Origin of the sequence: Streptomyces lienomycini (assembly GCF_027947595.1) — a bacterium.
Classification (GTDB): domain Bacteria; phylum Actinomycetota; class Actinomycetes; order Streptomycetales; family Streptomycetaceae; genus Streptomyces; species Streptomyces lienomycini.
The window spans coordinates 41,555-55,593 of sequence record NZ_CP116257.1 but is presented as its reverse complement, the minus strand read 5'-3'; the positions used below and the strand labels follow the sequence as shown (position 1 = coordinate 55,593).

12 protein-coding genes, 1 tRNA gene and 1 pseudogene are annotated in these 14,039 nt (G+C 73.8%); 5 read left to right on the top strand and 9 right to left on the bottom strand.

Translation table 11 applies throughout. From position 1 onward, the window contains the following. Window positions 1–132 precede the first annotated feature (132 nt). Complete coding sequence (locus tag BJ961_RS00245) at window positions 133–570, top strand: Lrp/AsnC family transcriptional regulator (protein WP_333782099.1); 438 nt, start codon at window positions 133–135, stop codon at window positions 568–570. Between the two features lie 23 nt (window positions 571–593). Here the strand turns inward: BJ961_RS00245 and BJ961_RS00240 are convergent, their stop codons facing one another. Both BJ961_RS00240 and BJ961_RS00235 read right to left on the bottom strand, forming a co-directional pair. Beyond that, window positions 594–1,205 (bottom strand): TetR/AcrR family transcriptional regulator, encoded by a 612-nt coding sequence (locus tag BJ961_RS00240; RefSeq protein ID WP_271319313.1) that lies wholly within the window; start codon window positions 1,203–1,205, stop codon window positions 594–596. Then, window positions 1,202–2,719 carry a 3-hydroxyacyl-CoA dehydrogenase gene (locus BJ961_RS00235; RefSeq protein WP_271319312.1) on the bottom strand — a complete coding sequence of 506 codons (1,518 nt, stop codon included), beginning with the start codon at window positions 2,717–2,719 and terminating at the stop codon, window positions 1,202–1,204. Before BJ961_RS00235 ends, BJ961_RS00240 begins: the two co-directional genes overlap by 4 nt. Window positions 2,720–2,919: 200 nt before the next feature. On the opposite strand from BJ961_RS00235, the gene paaN reads away from it, so the two are divergent. After that, a complete protein-coding gene (gene paaN, locus BJ961_RS00230; protein WP_271319311.1) occupies window positions 2,920–4,611 on the top strand; it encodes a phenylacetic acid degradation protein PaaN in 1,692 nt (563 codons plus the stop codon). On the opposite strand, the gene BJ961_RS00225 is transcribed toward paaN, so the two are convergent. The 6 genes from BJ961_RS00225 to BJ961_RS00200 form a co-directional block, all read right to left on the bottom strand. Further along, window positions 4,608–5,369 (bottom strand): TrmH family RNA methyltransferase, encoded by a 762-nt coding sequence (locus BJ961_RS00225; RefSeq protein WP_271319310.1) that lies wholly within the window; start codon window positions 5,367–5,369, stop codon window positions 4,608–4,610. The two genes, paaN and BJ961_RS00225, sit on opposite strands and share 4 nt — an antisense overlap. Further along, window positions 5,366–6,661 (bottom strand): HTTM domain-containing protein, encoded by a 1,296-nt coding sequence (locus BJ961_RS00220; protein WP_271319309.1) that lies wholly within the window; start codon window positions 6,659–6,661, stop codon window positions 5,366–5,368. The genes BJ961_RS00225 and BJ961_RS00220 overlap by 4 nt, the downstream gene beginning before the upstream one ends. Continuing rightward, window positions 6,658–7,644, bottom strand: coding sequence for a DUF5819 family protein (locus BJ961_RS00215; protein WP_271319308.1), 987 nt, complete (start codon window positions 7,642–7,644; stop codon window positions 6,658–6,660). Before BJ961_RS00215 ends, BJ961_RS00220 begins: the two co-directional genes overlap by 4 nt. A gap of 158 nt (window positions 7,645–7,802) precedes the next feature. Further along, window positions 7,803–8,132 (bottom strand): rhodanese-like domain-containing protein, encoded by a 330-nt coding sequence (locus tag BJ961_RS00210; RefSeq protein WP_271416925.1) that lies wholly within the window; start codon window positions 8,130–8,132, stop codon window positions 7,803–7,805. A 49-nt stretch (window positions 8,133–8,181) separates the two neighbouring features. Beyond that, window positions 8,182–8,997: a hypothetical protein gene (locus BJ961_RS00205; protein ID WP_271319307.1), complete on the bottom strand. Its 816-nt coding sequence runs from the start codon at window positions 8,995–8,997 to the stop codon at window positions 8,182–8,184. A gap of 110 nt (window positions 8,998–9,107) precedes the next feature. Next, window positions 9,108–10,589: a DUF2252 domain-containing protein gene (locus BJ961_RS00200; protein WP_271319306.1), complete on the bottom strand. Its 1,482-nt coding sequence runs from the start codon at window positions 10,587–10,589 to the stop codon at window positions 9,108–9,110. A 365-nt stretch (window positions 10,590–10,954) separates the two neighbouring features. Here BJ961_RS00200 and BJ961_RS00195 point away from each other — a divergent pair, with 365 nt between their 5' ends. Then, window positions 10,955–11,851 carry a carbohydrate-binding protein gene (locus tag BJ961_RS00195; protein ID WP_271319305.1) on the top strand — a complete coding sequence of 299 codons (897 nt, stop codon included), beginning with the start codon at window positions 10,955–10,957 and terminating at the stop codon, window positions 11,849–11,851. An 86-nt stretch (window positions 11,852–11,937) separates the two neighbouring features. Here the strand turns inward: BJ961_RS00195 and BJ961_RS00190 are convergent. Then, window positions 11,938–12,024 (bottom strand) — tRNA-Leu (locus BJ961_RS00190). Window positions 12,025–12,544: 520 nt separating this feature from the next. Between BJ961_RS00190 and fhaA the strand changes: the two are divergent. Both fhaA and fhaB read left to right on the top strand, forming a co-directional pair. Further along, window positions 12,545–13,424, top strand: a pseudogene (fhaA, locus tag BJ961_RS00185) (antibiotic biosynthesis regulator FhaA). Between the two features lie 10 nt (window positions 13,425–13,434). Beyond that, on the top strand, window positions 13,435–13,953 hold the full coding sequence (fhaB, locus tag BJ961_RS00180; protein WP_271319304.1) for an antibiotic biosynthesis regulator FhaB: 519 nt from the start codon (window positions 13,435–13,437) through the stop codon (window positions 13,951–13,953). The last annotated feature ends 86 nt before the right edge of the window (window positions 13,954–14,039 follow it).

Below are 14,039 nucleotides of genomic sequence, written 5' to 3'. Positions count from 1 at the left end.
GTTCTCCACAGCCTGAGATGGACGCAGTACGTCCATCAGGGGAAGGCGGGGGCACGTGGCGTCTGAACAAATGGCCGATCGCCCCGAGGGGCCGCGGGCCCGGACGAGGCCGGGCCCCCGCCGCCGCGCCCGCTGGACGCCATCGACCAGGACATCCTGCGCATGCTCCAGGCGGACGGCCGCGCCTCCATAAGGTCGGTCGCGGAGCGGGTGCACGTCTCGCGCGCGAACGCCTACGCACGCATCAACCGGCTCGTCGAGGACGGCGTCATCCGCGGTTTCGGCGCCCGCGTCGACCACGAGCGCGCGGGACACGGCACGTCGGCGTACATCACCCTGAAGATCGTCCAGAACTCCTGGCGCACGGTCCGGGCCGAGCTGCGGAAGCTGCCCGGGGCGTCGCACATCGCCCTGGTGGGCGGCGACTTCGACGTGCTGCTGCTGGTGCACACCCCGGACAACCGGGCCCTGCGCGAGCTGGTGCTCAGCCGCCTCCAGGCCATCCCGGAGGTGCTCAGCACCCGCACGCTGCTGGTCTTCGAGACCGAGGACCTCGAACCGCAGGGCTGACCGCCCCACTCCTCCGGTGCCGCTCAGGACGCCTTGCGCAGCCCGCCGAACACCAGCCGCGCCACCGCGTCGACCACCTCGCGCTCGCCCGCGCCGCCCGCGCCGCTCCGGCCGTCGGGGCCCTCGGGCCGGTACCACTCGACGATCGAGTTGATCATGCCGAAGACCAGGCGCGTCGCGAGCCGCACCTCCACGTCCGCGCGCACGTCCCCCTCGGCGGCCGCGTCCTTGAGCAGGGCGGCGACCCGGTGGTCGAACGCGCGCCGCCGCTCCAGCGCCCACCGCTCGGTGCCGGTGTTGCCGCGCACCCGCAGCAGCAGCGTCACATAGGGCAGCTCCGCCATGAGCACCTCGACCATGCGCCGCACGACGTACTCCAGGCGCTCGGCGGCGGACCCCTCGCGCGCGTGCTCCTCGTCGAGGATCCCGAACAGTTCGTCCAGGGCCCGGCTCACGGCCCGGCGCAGCAGCTCCTCCTTGCCACTGACGTGGTGGTATATCGACGACTTGGAGATCCCCGCCGCCTTGGACAGATGCTCCATGGAGGTGCCGTCGTAGCCGCGCTCGATGAAGACCTGCACGGCGACCGACAGCAGCGTCTCGGGCGTGTACGTGTCGCGCTTGGCGGTGGTCATGAGGGGGTGTCCTCCTGTGCCTCGGCGGCCTGCGTGTGGCGGTGGAGCGCGAGGGACGGGGCGTGGCGGCCGGAGGGGTCGAGGTCCCGCAGGTCGGCGAGGAGCTCGTACACCCACCGGAGTCCCAGCCCGCGGCCCCACTCGACGGGCCCGAGCGGGTAGTTCACACCGAGGCGCATGGCCGTGTCGACGTCCGCCGCGGAGGCCACGCCCCGGTCGACCGCGTCGAAGGCAAGGTCGACGATCCGCGCGACCGTGCGCGCCACGATCATGCCGGGCACGTCGCCGACGACGCTGACCTCCTTGCCGAGCGCCTGGAAGAGGCCGGTGGCCTCGGCGAGGGCGTGGGGCGGGGTGGTCGCGGCCGGGGCGAGGGCGATCCGGGTGGCCCGCCGGTAGTCGAGGGCGAGGTCGAAGTGGACGACACCGCCCAGCTCGACCGAGGTCCGCCCGTCGGTGAGGCGGAGCCGTCCGCCGCCGGGCAGCACGAGCGACCCGTCGGTGCCTCCCTCCTCCTCGCCGACCTCGATGCCCGCCTCACGGATCAGCGCGACCAGCTCGGCGGCCGGGCCCAGGCCGCCCTCGACGACGACGTACGCGGGCGCCTCGGCCGGTCCGGCGGTGTGCGGCGCCGGGCGCTCGGCGCCATCCCGGTAGTCGTACCAGCCCTGTCCGCTCTTGCGGCCGAGCCGGCCGGACTCGACCAGGCGGCGCTGGGCGAGGGACGGCGCGAACCGCACGTCGTGGAAGAACGACCGCCACACGGAGTGCGTGACGGACTCGTTGACGTCCTGCCCGATGAGGTCGGTCAGCTCGAAGGCGCCCATCCTGAAGCCGCCGGACTCCCGCAGCACGGCGTCGATGGTGGCCGGGTCGGCACCCCGCTCCTCGTGGACGGCGAAGGCCTCGGCGTAGAAGGGCCGGGCGACGCGGTTGACGATGAAGCCGGGGGTGTCGGCGCAGGCGACCGGGGTCTTGCCCCAGGCGCGGGCCGTCTCGTACGCGCGCGTGGCCGACGCGGGGTCGGTCGCGGCCCCGGAGACCACCTCCACCAGCGGGAGCAGCGGCGCGGGGTTGAAGAAGTGCAGGCCGACGAAGCGGCCGGGGACGCGCAGCGCGCCACCGACGGCGGTGACGGACAGGGAGGAGGTGTTGGTGGCGAGCAGGCAGGCGTCGCCGACGACGTCCTCCAAAGCGCGGAACAGCTCCTGCTTGACGTCCAGCCGCTCCACGACCGCCTCGACCACCAGCGCGCAACCCGCGAGGCCGGCGAGGGTGTCGGCGGACGTCAGCCGGGAGCGGGCGGCGTCCCGTTCGGTACCGGTGAGGCGTTTCTTCTCGACGAGCCGGTCGAGCCGGGCGCCGATCGCGTCGGCCGCTTCCCGGGCCCGTCCGGGGGCGGCGTCGTACAGCCGCACGGGATGGCCCGCGACCAGCGCCACCTGGGCGATGCCCTGGCCCATGGTGCCGGTGCCGACGACGGCCACGGGGCTGCTGAGGTCGAGTGCTGTCATGTGCGCGATCCTCCCGCACGGGGTTTTCCACAGATGCGGCGGTCCCCCTTGTCCCGACCGATCGTTCGGTTACTCTAGCCGTGTCCGCCCACCCGTCGCCCACCACCACCCTGCCCGAGGCGCTGCGCGCCACACCTTTTGACCTTCCTGCCCAGATTTCCCCCAGGTCCACGCACTCGACGACGAGGAGTTGGTCCCGCATGGCCGCCGAACTCACCGCACACCAGCTGATCGCCCAGCACCGGCCGACCCTGGACCTGGCGCTGGAGACGATCCGCACGCGCGCGTACTGGTCCCCCCACCCCGAGCACCCCAAGGCCTACGGGGAGAACGGCAGCCTGGACATGGCGGCGGGCAAGGCCGCCTTCGACGCCCTGCACGGCACCCGCCTCGACCTCGGCCAGCCCGGCACCGACGGCTGGGTCGGCGGCGAGGTCTCCCCGTACGGCGTGGAGCTGGGCGTGGAGTATCCGCACGCGGACCTCGACGTGCTACTGCCCGCCATGAGGACCGGCCAGAGGGCGTGGCGGGACGCGGGCGCGGAGCTGCGGGCGATGGTCTGCCTGGAGATCCTGCGGCGGATCGCGGACCGGACGATGGAGTTCGCGCAGGCGGTCATGCACACCTCCGGCCAGGCCTTCATGATGGCCTTCCAGGCGGGCGGCCCGCACGCCCAGGACCGCGGCATGGAGGCCGTGGCCTACGCGTACGTGGAGCAGTCCCGCACGCCCGACACCGCGGAGTGGACCAAGCCGCAGGGCAAACGCGACCCGCTCGCGCTCACCAAGCAGTTCACACCGGTCCCCCGGGGCATCGGCCTGGTCGTCGGCTGCAACACCTTCCCAACCTGGAACGGCTACCCGGGCCTGTTCGCCTCCCTCGCCACCGGCAACGCGGTCCTCGTCAAGCCCCACCCCCGCGCGGTGCTGCCGCTCGCGCTCACCGTCCAGGTCGCCCGCGACGTCCTCAGCGAGGCGGGCTTCGACCCGAACCTGGTCGCGCTGGCCGCCGAGCGCCCCGGCGAGGGCATCGCCAAGACCCTCGCCACCCGCCCCGAGATCCGGATCATCGACTACACCGGGTCCACCGCCTTCGGCGACTGGCTGGAGGCCAACGCCCGCCAGGCCCAGGTCTTCACGGAGAAGGCCGGCGTCAACACCGTGATCGTCGAGTCGACCGACGACTACCAGGGCATGCTCGCCAACCTGGCCTTCTCGCTCTCCCTCTACAGCGGCCAGATGTGCACCACCCCGCAGAACCTGCTGATCCCCCGCGAGGGCATCGGCACCGACCAGGGCCACAAGACCTACGACGAGGTGACCGCCGACCTGGCCCGCGCCGTCGACGGCCTCCTCGGCGACGACGCCCGCGCGAACGCCCTGCTGGGCGCCATCGTCAACCCGGACGTCAAGGCCCGCCTGGAGGCAGCCGCCGGCCTCGGTGAGGTCGCCCTCGCCTCCCGCGAGATCACCCACCCGGACTTCCCGGACGCGGTGGTGCGCACCCCGGTGATCGTCAGGCTGGACGGCGCCAAGCCCGACGACGAGGCCGCCTACACCAGCGAGTGCTTCGGCCCCGTCTCCTTCGCCGTCGCCGTCGACTCCGCCGCCCACGCCCTGGACCTGCTGCGCCGCAGCGTCCGCGAGAAGGGCGCGATGACGGTGGGCGCGTACACGACCGACCCGCAGGTCGAGGAGGCCGTCCAGGAGGTGTGCCTGGAGGAGGCCGCCCAGCTCTCCCTCAACCTCACCGGCGGGGTGTACGTCAACCAGACGGCCGCCTTCTCCGACTTCCACGGCTCCGGCGGCAACCCGGCGGCCAACGCCGCCCTGTGCGACGGCGCGTTCGTGGCCAACCGCTTCCGGGTGGTGGAGGTCCGCCGGCAGGCCTAGGGAGTGCGGACCGCGCCCCCGGTGGCGCTCCAGTGGTACAGCGTCATGGCCACACTGGTCGCGAGGTTGTAGCTGGAGACCTGGGGGCGCATCGGCAGCGCCACCAGCCGGTCGGCCCGCGCGCGCAGCTCGCGCGACAACCCGCCGCGCTCGGAGCCGAACGCCAGCAGCGCGTCGTCCGGGAGTCGCACCCCGCGGATGTCCTCGCCCTCCGGATCCAGCGCGAACACCGGCCCCGGCGGCAGTTCCCCGACCTCCAGCCGCTCCACGGCGGTCGCGAAGTGCAGCCCCGCCCCGCCCCGCACCACCGCGGGATGCCAGGGGTCGAGCGTCCCCGTCGTGACCACGCCGGTCGCCCCGAAACCGGCGGCCAGCCGGATCACCGCCCCCGCGTTGCCGAGGTTGCGCGGCTGGTCGAGGACGACCACGGGGGCACGGCGGGGCAGGCACGCCAGCGCTTCCAGGCCGGCCTCCCGCGAGGGCCGTACGGCCAGGGCGGCCACCGCGGTGGGGTGCGGCCGGGCGACGACCGACGCGTACGCCTCCCGCGACACCCCGGTCAGCAGGCCCTCCAGCGCCTCACGTACGTCGGGCGCCAGCTCGTCGGCGAGCGCCAGGGCACCCGCGCGGTCGCTGGTGACGGCCACCGGCACCTCCGCGCCGAAGCGCAGCGCGTGCTTGAGCGCGTGGAAGCCGTCCAGCAGCACGCACCGCTCGGCGTACCGGCGCCAGGCGACCGGCAGGTCGAGATCGGTCATGGCCGGAAGCCTACGCGCGCGTGCCCGGGGCCCTGGCCGTCCCCCGCGTCCGCCCCGGCCGCGCCGCCCCGCCCGGTTTTGGTCCTGGGCCCGGGCACCACCGCCGTACGGCCGTCCCCGTCTCCGTCCCCGGTCGGCGCCCCGGTCGGCCGTCGTCGGCCCGGAAGCCGGCCACGCGCGCGTGCCGCCCGGTCGCCGAGGCGGCGCAGGAACGAGGTCGGCAGGAAGACCGCGTCGGCGGCGATCATCGCCAGCGAGAAGAACGGCAGCCCGAGCGTCACGGCGATCACCGCGTGCTCGGTCATCATCACGGCCAGCAGCACGTTCTTGACCCGCCGGTTGAACAGCGTGAACGGGAAGGCGACCTGCACGGCGACCGTTCCGTACGTGATGAGCATGACCATCGTGCCGCCGGCGGCCAGCGCGTCGGAGAGCGCGGGCCACGGCGAGAAGTAGTCCAGTTGCAGCGGGTAGTAGACGGCCGTGCCGTCCTGCCAGCGCGATCCCTGGATCTTGTACCAGCCGGCGGTCGCGTAGATCAGACACGCCTCGGCCATGATCACGACCAGCGCGCCGTTGTGCACGACGTTGGTCACCACGTCCAGCAGGATCCGCGGCTGGCCGCCCTCCGCGCCCCGCCCCACGACCCACCACAGCCCCAGCGACACCCAGACCGCCCACAGCAGCGCCGGGACGAACCAGTCGCCGTCCAGGCGGCCCGCCAGCGTCACGGTGAGCAGCGTGAAGCCGGACACGGACCACAGCACCGGCCCGACCCGGTCCACGACCCTCTCGCCCCGCGCGCGTGCCGCCACCGCGCGCCGCTCCCTGCGCGCGTCCAGCGACCACACCCGGCCGCACCGCGTGAGCACCAGGTAGATGCTCATCAGGTGCAGGACGTTGTCCCCGCCGTCCCCCATGAAGACGCTGCGGTTCTGCAGCGAGAGCACCCCGACCATGAACAGCACGGACATGGTCCGGGTGCGCCAGCCCAGCAGGAGCAGCAGGCTGCTCAGGAGGGCGAGCGCGTACACGGCCTCGAACCAGGCCCGTCCGTCCGACCACATCAGCGCGGTGAAGGCGCCGTTGCCCGCGATCAGCTGCTCGGCGAGGTCGTGTCCCCAGGGCCCGTCGGGCCCGTACAGCTCGCCGCGGTGGGGCAGTTCGCGCAGCAGGAACAGCAGCCAGGTGGCGCCGAAGCCGATGCGGACCACCGCGGTCTGGTACGGGCCGAGCGCGGCACCGGTCACACGGGCGATGCCGCGGGAGACCGAGAGGACCATGCCGTTCACGCGGCGCCCCCTTCGGTCCCGTCCTCGGCGCCGTTCCCGTCCTCGCCGTCCGGGGGCACGGGCCACCAGGGAAGCTCCCGGTAGGCCGGCCGGTCGGAGACCTGCTCACCGCTCCACGGGGGCGGCTTCACGTTGGTGGTCCGGGAGCGGTACTGGACGCGCTCGACGACCCCGCCGGGCCCGGCGGCCTCGTGCCGGTCCAGGCGCAGGGTCGCGATGCGCCGCAGGTACGTCTCGGAGAGCGCACCCCTCAGCCCCACCGGGCGGTTGTCGGAGTCGTGCGTGGCGACGAAGAAGTCCCAGGCCCGGCGCAGTTCGTTCTGCTGGGTGTGGCTCGGCAGCGGATTGCCCCGGATGGCCCGGCCGTCCTCGGCGGACAGGTCGTACCAGCCGGTCGTCCGTATCTCGCCGTCCGCCGTGCTCACCTCCGCACGGACCTGGACCGAGACGTTCTGCTGGAGCGGGTTGGGCGCGAAGAGCTTCCAGTTCTGTTCGAACTCCGGGAAGACCCACTCGTCCACCGCGGCGCCGTGCTGCTTGGTGAGCGTGTTGGACGGGGCCACGTGCAGGAACACCAGGCCCATGTGGGCGCAGACGGCGACCGCGACCACCGCGAGGGCGACCACGGCACCGACCTGGTAGCGCGGGGAGAGCGCGGCGACACCGGTACGGGGCTCCGGGACGGCGACGGCGCCAGGGGGGCCGTCCGCGGCACTGTCGGCCGCGACGAACTCACGGGCGCCATCGGACTCGTCGGTCCCGTCAGGCCTGTCGGGCTCATCAGTCCCGCCGGACTCGTCGGTCCCGCCGGTCCCGCCGGTCCCGTCGGACTCATCGGTCCCTACACTCGCGTCGGCCCCGGCGGGCTCGGCCGGCCCGTCGGTCTCCTCGGCCCCCGTCTCGCCGCCGCCGTCCGCCGCGACCGGGCTCTCCCGTCCGTCGCGCCCCCGCCGGGCGTGCGAGCCTGTGTCGTACGCGTCCATTCCGCCCCGTTCCGGTCCCGGTCCGTCGTTGCGCCCGCACAGCCGCGGCGCGCACGAGCGCCACCCGTGCGGCCGCTCGGCGGCGTTCGAACCGGAACGGTACTCAGGACCGTCCGCCCGCACAGCCCCCGGCGGATCGGGGACGGCGGCGAGGCGGCCTAGAGAACGTGTCCCGGCTCGCCCTTCTCGTCCACCACGGGGCGGCCGGACGCGGCCCACTCCTGCATGCCGCCGTCGACGTTCACGGCGTCGACGCCCTGCTGGACCAGGTACATGGTGACCTGGGCCGAGCGCCCGCCGACGCGGCACATCACGTGGACACGGCCGTCCTGCGGCGCGGCCTCGGCCAGCTCACCGTACCGGGCGACGAAGTCGCTGAGGGGAATGTGCAGCGCCCCGGCGGCATGGCCCGCCTGCCACTCGTCGTCCTCGCGGACGTCCAGCAGGAAGTCGCCGTCCTTGAGGTCGTCGATCCCGACCGTGGGCACACCAGCTCCGAAACTCATGCCCCAGACGCTACCGGAGCCGCCGCCCGGATCAGTCCTGCCCGCGGACCCCCGCCAGCTCCGCCTCCCGCTCACGCACCTGCGTCGCCAGCTGCTCGGCGATCTCCTCGAGGAGCCGGTCGGGGTCGTCGGGGGCCAGCCGCAGCATGGCGCCGATCGCGCTGTCCTCCAGCTCCTTGGCGAGCAGGGTGAGCATCTCCTTGCGCCGGTCGAGCCATTCGAGCCGGGCGTACAGCTCCTCGCCGTGGCTCGGGCGGCGCTCGGGCACCGGCCCGGCGGCCCACTCCTCGGCCAGCTCGCGCAGTTCGGCCACGTCGCCGCGGGCGTAGGCGGCGTTGACGCGGGTGATGAACTCCTCACGGCGGACCCGCTCGTCCTCCTCCTGCGCGAGGTCCGGGTGCGCCTTGCGGGCCAGCTCGCGGTAGAGCTTGCGGGCCTCCTCACCGGGCCGCACCCGCTGCGGGGGCCGTACCGCCTGGTCCGTGAGCATCGCCGTGGCCTCGGGGAACAGGCCGTCCCCGTCCATCCAGCCGTTCAGCAGCTCCTCGACCCCGGGGATCGGCATCAGCCGGGCGCGCGCCTCGTCCGCCCGGCGCCGGTCGGCGGCGTCGCCTGAGCGGGCCGCCCTGGCCTCCAGGATCTGCGCCTCCAGCTCCTCGAGCCGGGCGTACACCGGGCCGAGACGCTGCTCGTGCAGCCGGGAGAAGTTCTCGACCTCCACGCGGAAGGTCTCCAGCGCGATCTCGTACTCGATGAGTGCCTGCTCGGCGGCCCGTACGGCCTGTTCCAGCCGTTCCTCGGGACGCGGCGCACCCCCCTGCTCGGGCTCAGCTTCCGGCGTCGTCACCCGACCAGCCTAGGCCACGATCGACCCGCCCCCGACGGTCTTCCCGGCAGCCTCGCGGACGGTCCCGCCGCCCCGGCCCGACGGGCGGGCCCGCCGGTCCGGGGCCGCCCTCACACCCCCAGTTCCGCCGCGATCCGCCCCGTGCGTACCGCGCCCACCAGTTCCGCGTGGTCCGACTCGGTGCGGTCGGCGTAGGCGACGGCGAAGGCGGCCACCGCCTCGTCCAGTTCCTCGTTCTTGCCGCAGTAGCCCGCGACGGACCGCGGGTCGGCGCTGTGCGCGTGGGCGCGGGCCAGCAGGGCGCCGGTCATCCGGCCGTAGTCGTCCAGCTGGTCGGCGGCCAGGGCCGCGGGGTCGACGCTGCCCTTGCGGTTGCGGAACTGACGCACCTGGAAGGGCCGCCCCTCGACCGACGTCCAGCCCAGCAGGATGTCGCTGACCACCTGCATCCGCTTCTGCCCCAGGACCACCCGGCGCCCCTCGTGCGCGGCCCCGGGGGCGTCGAACCCGACGGCGGCGAGGTGGGGCAGCAGCGCGGACGGCCGGGCCTCCTTGACCTGGAGGACGAGCGGCTCGCCCCGGTGGTCCAGGAGCAGCACGACGTACGAGCGCGTGCCCACGCTGCCGGTGCCCACGACCCGGAAGGCCACGTCGTGCACCGCGTACCGGGCCAGCAGCGGCAGCCGGTCCTCGGAGAGCGTGCCCAGGTATCCCTCCAGGGCGCCCGCGACCGCCGCCGCCTCGGCGTCCGTCACCCGGCGCAGTACCGGCGCCGCGTCCACGAAGCGCCGCCCCCCGTCGTCGGCGGGTTCGGTGGACCTCGCGGCGAAGCGTCCGCTGGTGTTGGCCCGCGCCTTCTCGGACACCCGCTCCAGGGTGCCGAGCAGGTCGTGGGCGTCGGTGTGGGAGACCAGCTCCTCGTCCGCGATGGCGTTCCAGGCGTCCAGCGCGGGGAGCCTCGCCAGCAGCCGCATGGTGCGCCGGTAGGCGCCGGTCGCGTCGTGGGCGGCCTCGCGGCAGGTGTCCTCGTCGGCACCGGCCTCCCGGCCCGCGAGGACGAGCGAGGCGGCGAGCCGCTTGAGGTCCCACTCCCAGGGGCCGTGGGCCGTCTCGTCGAAGTCGTTCAGGTCGATGACCAGGCCGCCGCGGGCGTCGCCGTAGAGACCGAAGTTCGCGGCGTGCGCGTCGCCGCAGATCTGCGCGCCGATCCCGGTCACCGGCGTACGCGCCAGGTCGTGGGCCATCAGGCCGGCCGACCCGCGCAGGAAGGCGAACGGCGTGGCGGCCATCCGCCCGGCCCGGATCGGTGCGAGCCCCGGTATGCGGCCGCGGTTGGACTCCTCGACCGCGCTCACCGCGTCCGGCCGGGCGGCGCCCGGGTCGAACGCCGCGTGCGCGGACCGCGGGACGCGCGTACGCAGTGCCTTGCCCTCGGCCTTCGGTGAACCCTCCGCCTTCGGCGAGCGGTCCGCGATCCGGCGCGCGAACCCCGGCACGACCGGTATCCGCACGCCCCCCTGCCGCCCCACCCCGGCCGCCGCCCGCGTGCCGGCCGCCGCCTCCGTGCCCGTCCCCGCCGTCGCCCCGGTCATCCCGGCCGCCCCTCCCCGTACTCGTCCGTGCCCGCGCGTCGCCACGACGTGCCGTGCCTGCCCACGCCGGACCGGTCCGTGCCTCGGCGCCGGCGCGGCACGACCGTACCCCCGGCCGCACCGCGGGCACACGGGCGGCGGCCGGGTGCCCGCATAACGCCGGGCAGGGGGCGGAACAGGAGGTGCCCCCGCCCCCGCCGGGGCGCCTACGGTGTCCAGCGATCACCACGGAGCGCGTCCGCCGAAGCAATCACTGCAGCCTGCCCCGCGCCGGCGGGCGCGCTCCCTGTCCCCGACGTCCCGGATGTCGCACGTCCCGTCCAGCTTCCCCAGGGACCACCCACCGAGGAGACCGAGGAACCGCCATGACCTCCGACACCCCCACCACCCCCGACGCGCCCGTCCCCGGGCGCGGGCCCGGACCCGTCCCGGGCTCCGGCGGCGACCGCGGCATCAGCCGCAAGACGCTGCTCAGGGCGGCCGTCGCCGCCGGCGCCGCCGTCCCGCTGCTCGCCACCGGCGGGGTCGCGCTGGCCCGGGACGCGGCCCGCTCCTCCCACGGACGGACCCTGACGCCGACCCCGTACTGCGACGACGGCGACGACCTGACGCCCGACCAGATGGAGGGCCCGTACTTCAAGCCGAACTCCCCGCTGCGCACCAGCCTGGTCACCCCCGGCACCCCGGGCACCCCGCTCACCGTCAGCGGCTACGTCTTCGGCCGGAACTGCGCCCCGCTGTCCGGCGTGCTCCTCGACTTCTGGCAGGCCGACGACAACGGCGACTACGACATGGCCGGGTACACCTTCCGCGGCCACCAGTTCAGCGACGCCACCGGCGCCTTCACCCTGAAGACGATCGTCCCCGGCCTCTATCCCGGCCGCACCCGGCACATCCACGTCAAGGTGCAGGCCCCCGGCGAGCCCGTGCTGACCACCCAGCTCTACTTCCCCGGCGAACCCCGCAACAGCACGGACATGATCTTCGACCCGGCCCTGCTGATGAACGTCCGCGGCGCCGGCGGCGGCAAGGAGGGCACCTTCGACTTCGTCATGAACGTGGACGGCGACACCGGCCCCACCGACCCGCCCACGGACCCGCCCACCGACCCGCCCGGCGGCACCTGGGCGAGCGGCCACGCCTACACCGCGGGTGACCGGGTGACGTACGGCGGCCGCTCCTACCGGTGCCTCCAGGCGCACACGTCGATGACGGGCTGGGAGCCGCCCAACGTGCCGGCGCTGTGGCACCAGGAGTCCTGAGACCTTCCTCACAGCGCACGCACCGCGGGCCCCCGCGCCCGGACATGCGAAAGCCCCCCAGGTCCGAGACCTGGGGGGCTTCCGGCTGGTGCGCGAGGGGGGAGTTGAACCCCCACGCCCTTGCGGGCACTGGAACCTGAATCCAGCGCGTCTGCCTATTCCGCCACCCGCGCATTGGGTGTGTTTTCCGGGCCGTTCCTTGCGGTGCGGCGCCTTCCGACACGAGAACATTAGCACGGTGGACGGGGCGGATTCACATCCCTTGAAACCGCCGGACCAGGGCGCGCGCCCTCCTTCGGGCACTCGTGTCGACCCGTGGCCGTTCACGTATCAACCTCGTACCGGTCCGGCCCGTCTCCCCAGGAGCCGGTAGGGGTCCGCGGTCAGGTGCGGGACACTGGTTGGCGGCCGCCTCTACGATCCTGGGCATGAGTACCCGAGGGAGCGCGTCCCCGAAGGTCCCCGGGAGTTCGAAGTCGAGCTCCGGCGGGAACTCCGAGAGGCGTCGACACCCGTCGACCGGGCCGACAGGGGGAACCAGCCGATCGACCGGCGCGTGGATACGATCAGTAAGCAGTACCAGGTGGGCAGGGCACGGATGAGCGGTCCGCACACCGGCGGCGCGGCAGGCAGGACGCACGGCAGCAGTACGCACGGCAGTGGACAGGACGGCAGCGACGGAGGAGGTGCCCCATGGGAGTCCTGAAGAAGTTCGAGCAGCGTCTCGAAGGTCTGGTCAACGGCACCTTCGCGAAGGTGTTCAAGTCCGAGGTGCAGCCCGTGGAGATCGCGGGAGCGCTCCAGCGCGAATGCGACAACAACGCGACCATCTGGAACCGCGACCGCACCGTCGTACCCAACGACTTCATCGTGGAACTGAGCACGCCCGACTTCGAGCGCCTCAGCCCCTACTCCGGCCAGCTCGGCGACGAACTGGCCGGCATGGTCCGCGACTACGCGAAGCAGCAGCGCTACACCTTCATGGGACCGATCAAGGTCCACCTGGAGAAGGCGGACGACCTCGACACCGGCCTGTACCGGGTGCGCAGCCGTACGCTCGCCTCCTCCAGCAGCCACCAGGGCGGCCCGGCCCCCGCGAGCCCCGCCGCCCCGCCGGCACCCCGGCGCGGCCCGGCGGCCCCGGCGGCGGCTACGGCTACCCGCCGCCCGCCTCCCCGCGGGCGCCCCGCCCATGCCGTCCGCGCCACCGCCCGGCGGACGCACCGGCGGATACGGCTACCCGCCGCCCGCGGGCGGCCAGCAGCCCCCGGCCGCACCCGCGCCCGGCGGACGCACCCGCCACTGGATCGAGATCAACGGCACCCGCCACCAGATCTCCCGCGCGACGCTCGTGATGGGCCGCAGCACCGAGGCCGACGTGCGGATCGACGACCCCGGCGTCTCCCGCCGGCACTGCGAGATCCGGCCCGGAACGCCCACCACGATCCAGGACCTCGGGTCCACCAACGGCATCGTGGTGGACGGACAGCACACCACCCGCGCTACGCTCCGCGACGGCTCACGCATCGTCGTGGGCAGCACCACCGTTATCTACAGGCAAGCCGAAGGGTGATCCGGGGGCAATGTCAGAGCTGACCCTCACGGTCATGCGGCTGGGCTTTCTCGCCGTACTGTGGCTGTTCGTGATCGTGGCCGTGCAGGTCATCCGCAGCGACCTGTTCGGTACGCGAGTCACCCAGCGCGGCGCGCGGCGCGACGCCGCCCGACCGCAGCAGACCGCCACGCGCCAGGGCCAGGCGCCTCCGCCGCAGCGCCAGCAGCCCAGCGGCGGCCGCGGCCGCCGAGGCGCTCCCACCAAACTGGTCGTGACGGAGGGCACCCTCACCGGCACCACCGTTGCCCTCCAGGGCCAGACCATCACGCTCGGCCGGGCACACGACTCGACGATCGTCCTGGACGACGACTACGCCTCCAGCCGCCATGCCAGGATCTACCCGGACCAGAACGGGCAGTGGATCGTCGAGGACCTGGGCTCCACCAACGGCACCTACCTGGACCGGTCCCGGCTGACGACCCCCACACCGATTGGTCCGGGGGCGCCGATCCGCATCGGCAAGACCGTCATCGAGCTGCGGAAGTAGTGCTACACCAATGAATGAGCGCGAGCGGAGCGAGCACGCGGCGGCGGCCGGCACCCCGGGCCCCGGCGCGCTCCCGACCGGAGGGT

Coding starts and splice junctions, on each gene's coding strand:
- BJ961_RS00240 (WP_271319313.1), bottom strand. CDS start 1,205: ATGACCACCGCCAAGCGCGACACGTACACGCCCGAGACGCTGCTGTCG.
- BJ961_RS00235 (WP_271319312.1), bottom strand. CDS start 2,719: ATGACAGCACTCGACCTCAGCAGCCCCGTGGCCGTCGTCGGCACCGGC.
- paaN (WP_271319311.1), top strand. CDS start 2,920: ATGGCCGCCGAACTCACCGCACACCAGCTGATCGCCCAGCACCGGCCG.
- BJ961_RS00225 (WP_271319310.1), bottom strand. CDS start 5,369: ATGACCGATCTCGACCTGCCGGTCGCCTGGCGCCGGTACGCCGAGCGG.
- BJ961_RS00215 (WP_271319308.1), bottom strand. CDS start 7,644: ATGGACGCGTACGACACAGGCTCGCACGCCCGGCGGGGGCGCGACGGA.
- BJ961_RS00200 (WP_271319306.1), bottom strand. CDS start 10,589: ATGACCGGGGCGACGGCGGGGACGGGCACGGAGGCGGCGGCCGGCACG.
- BJ961_RS00195 (WP_271319305.1), top strand. CDS start 10,955: ATGACCTCCGACACCCCCACCACCCCCGACGCGCCCGTCCCCGGGCGC.
- fhaB (WP_271319304.1), top strand. CDS start 13,435: ATGTCAGAGCTGACCCTCACGGTCATGCGGCTGGGCTTTCTCGCCGTA.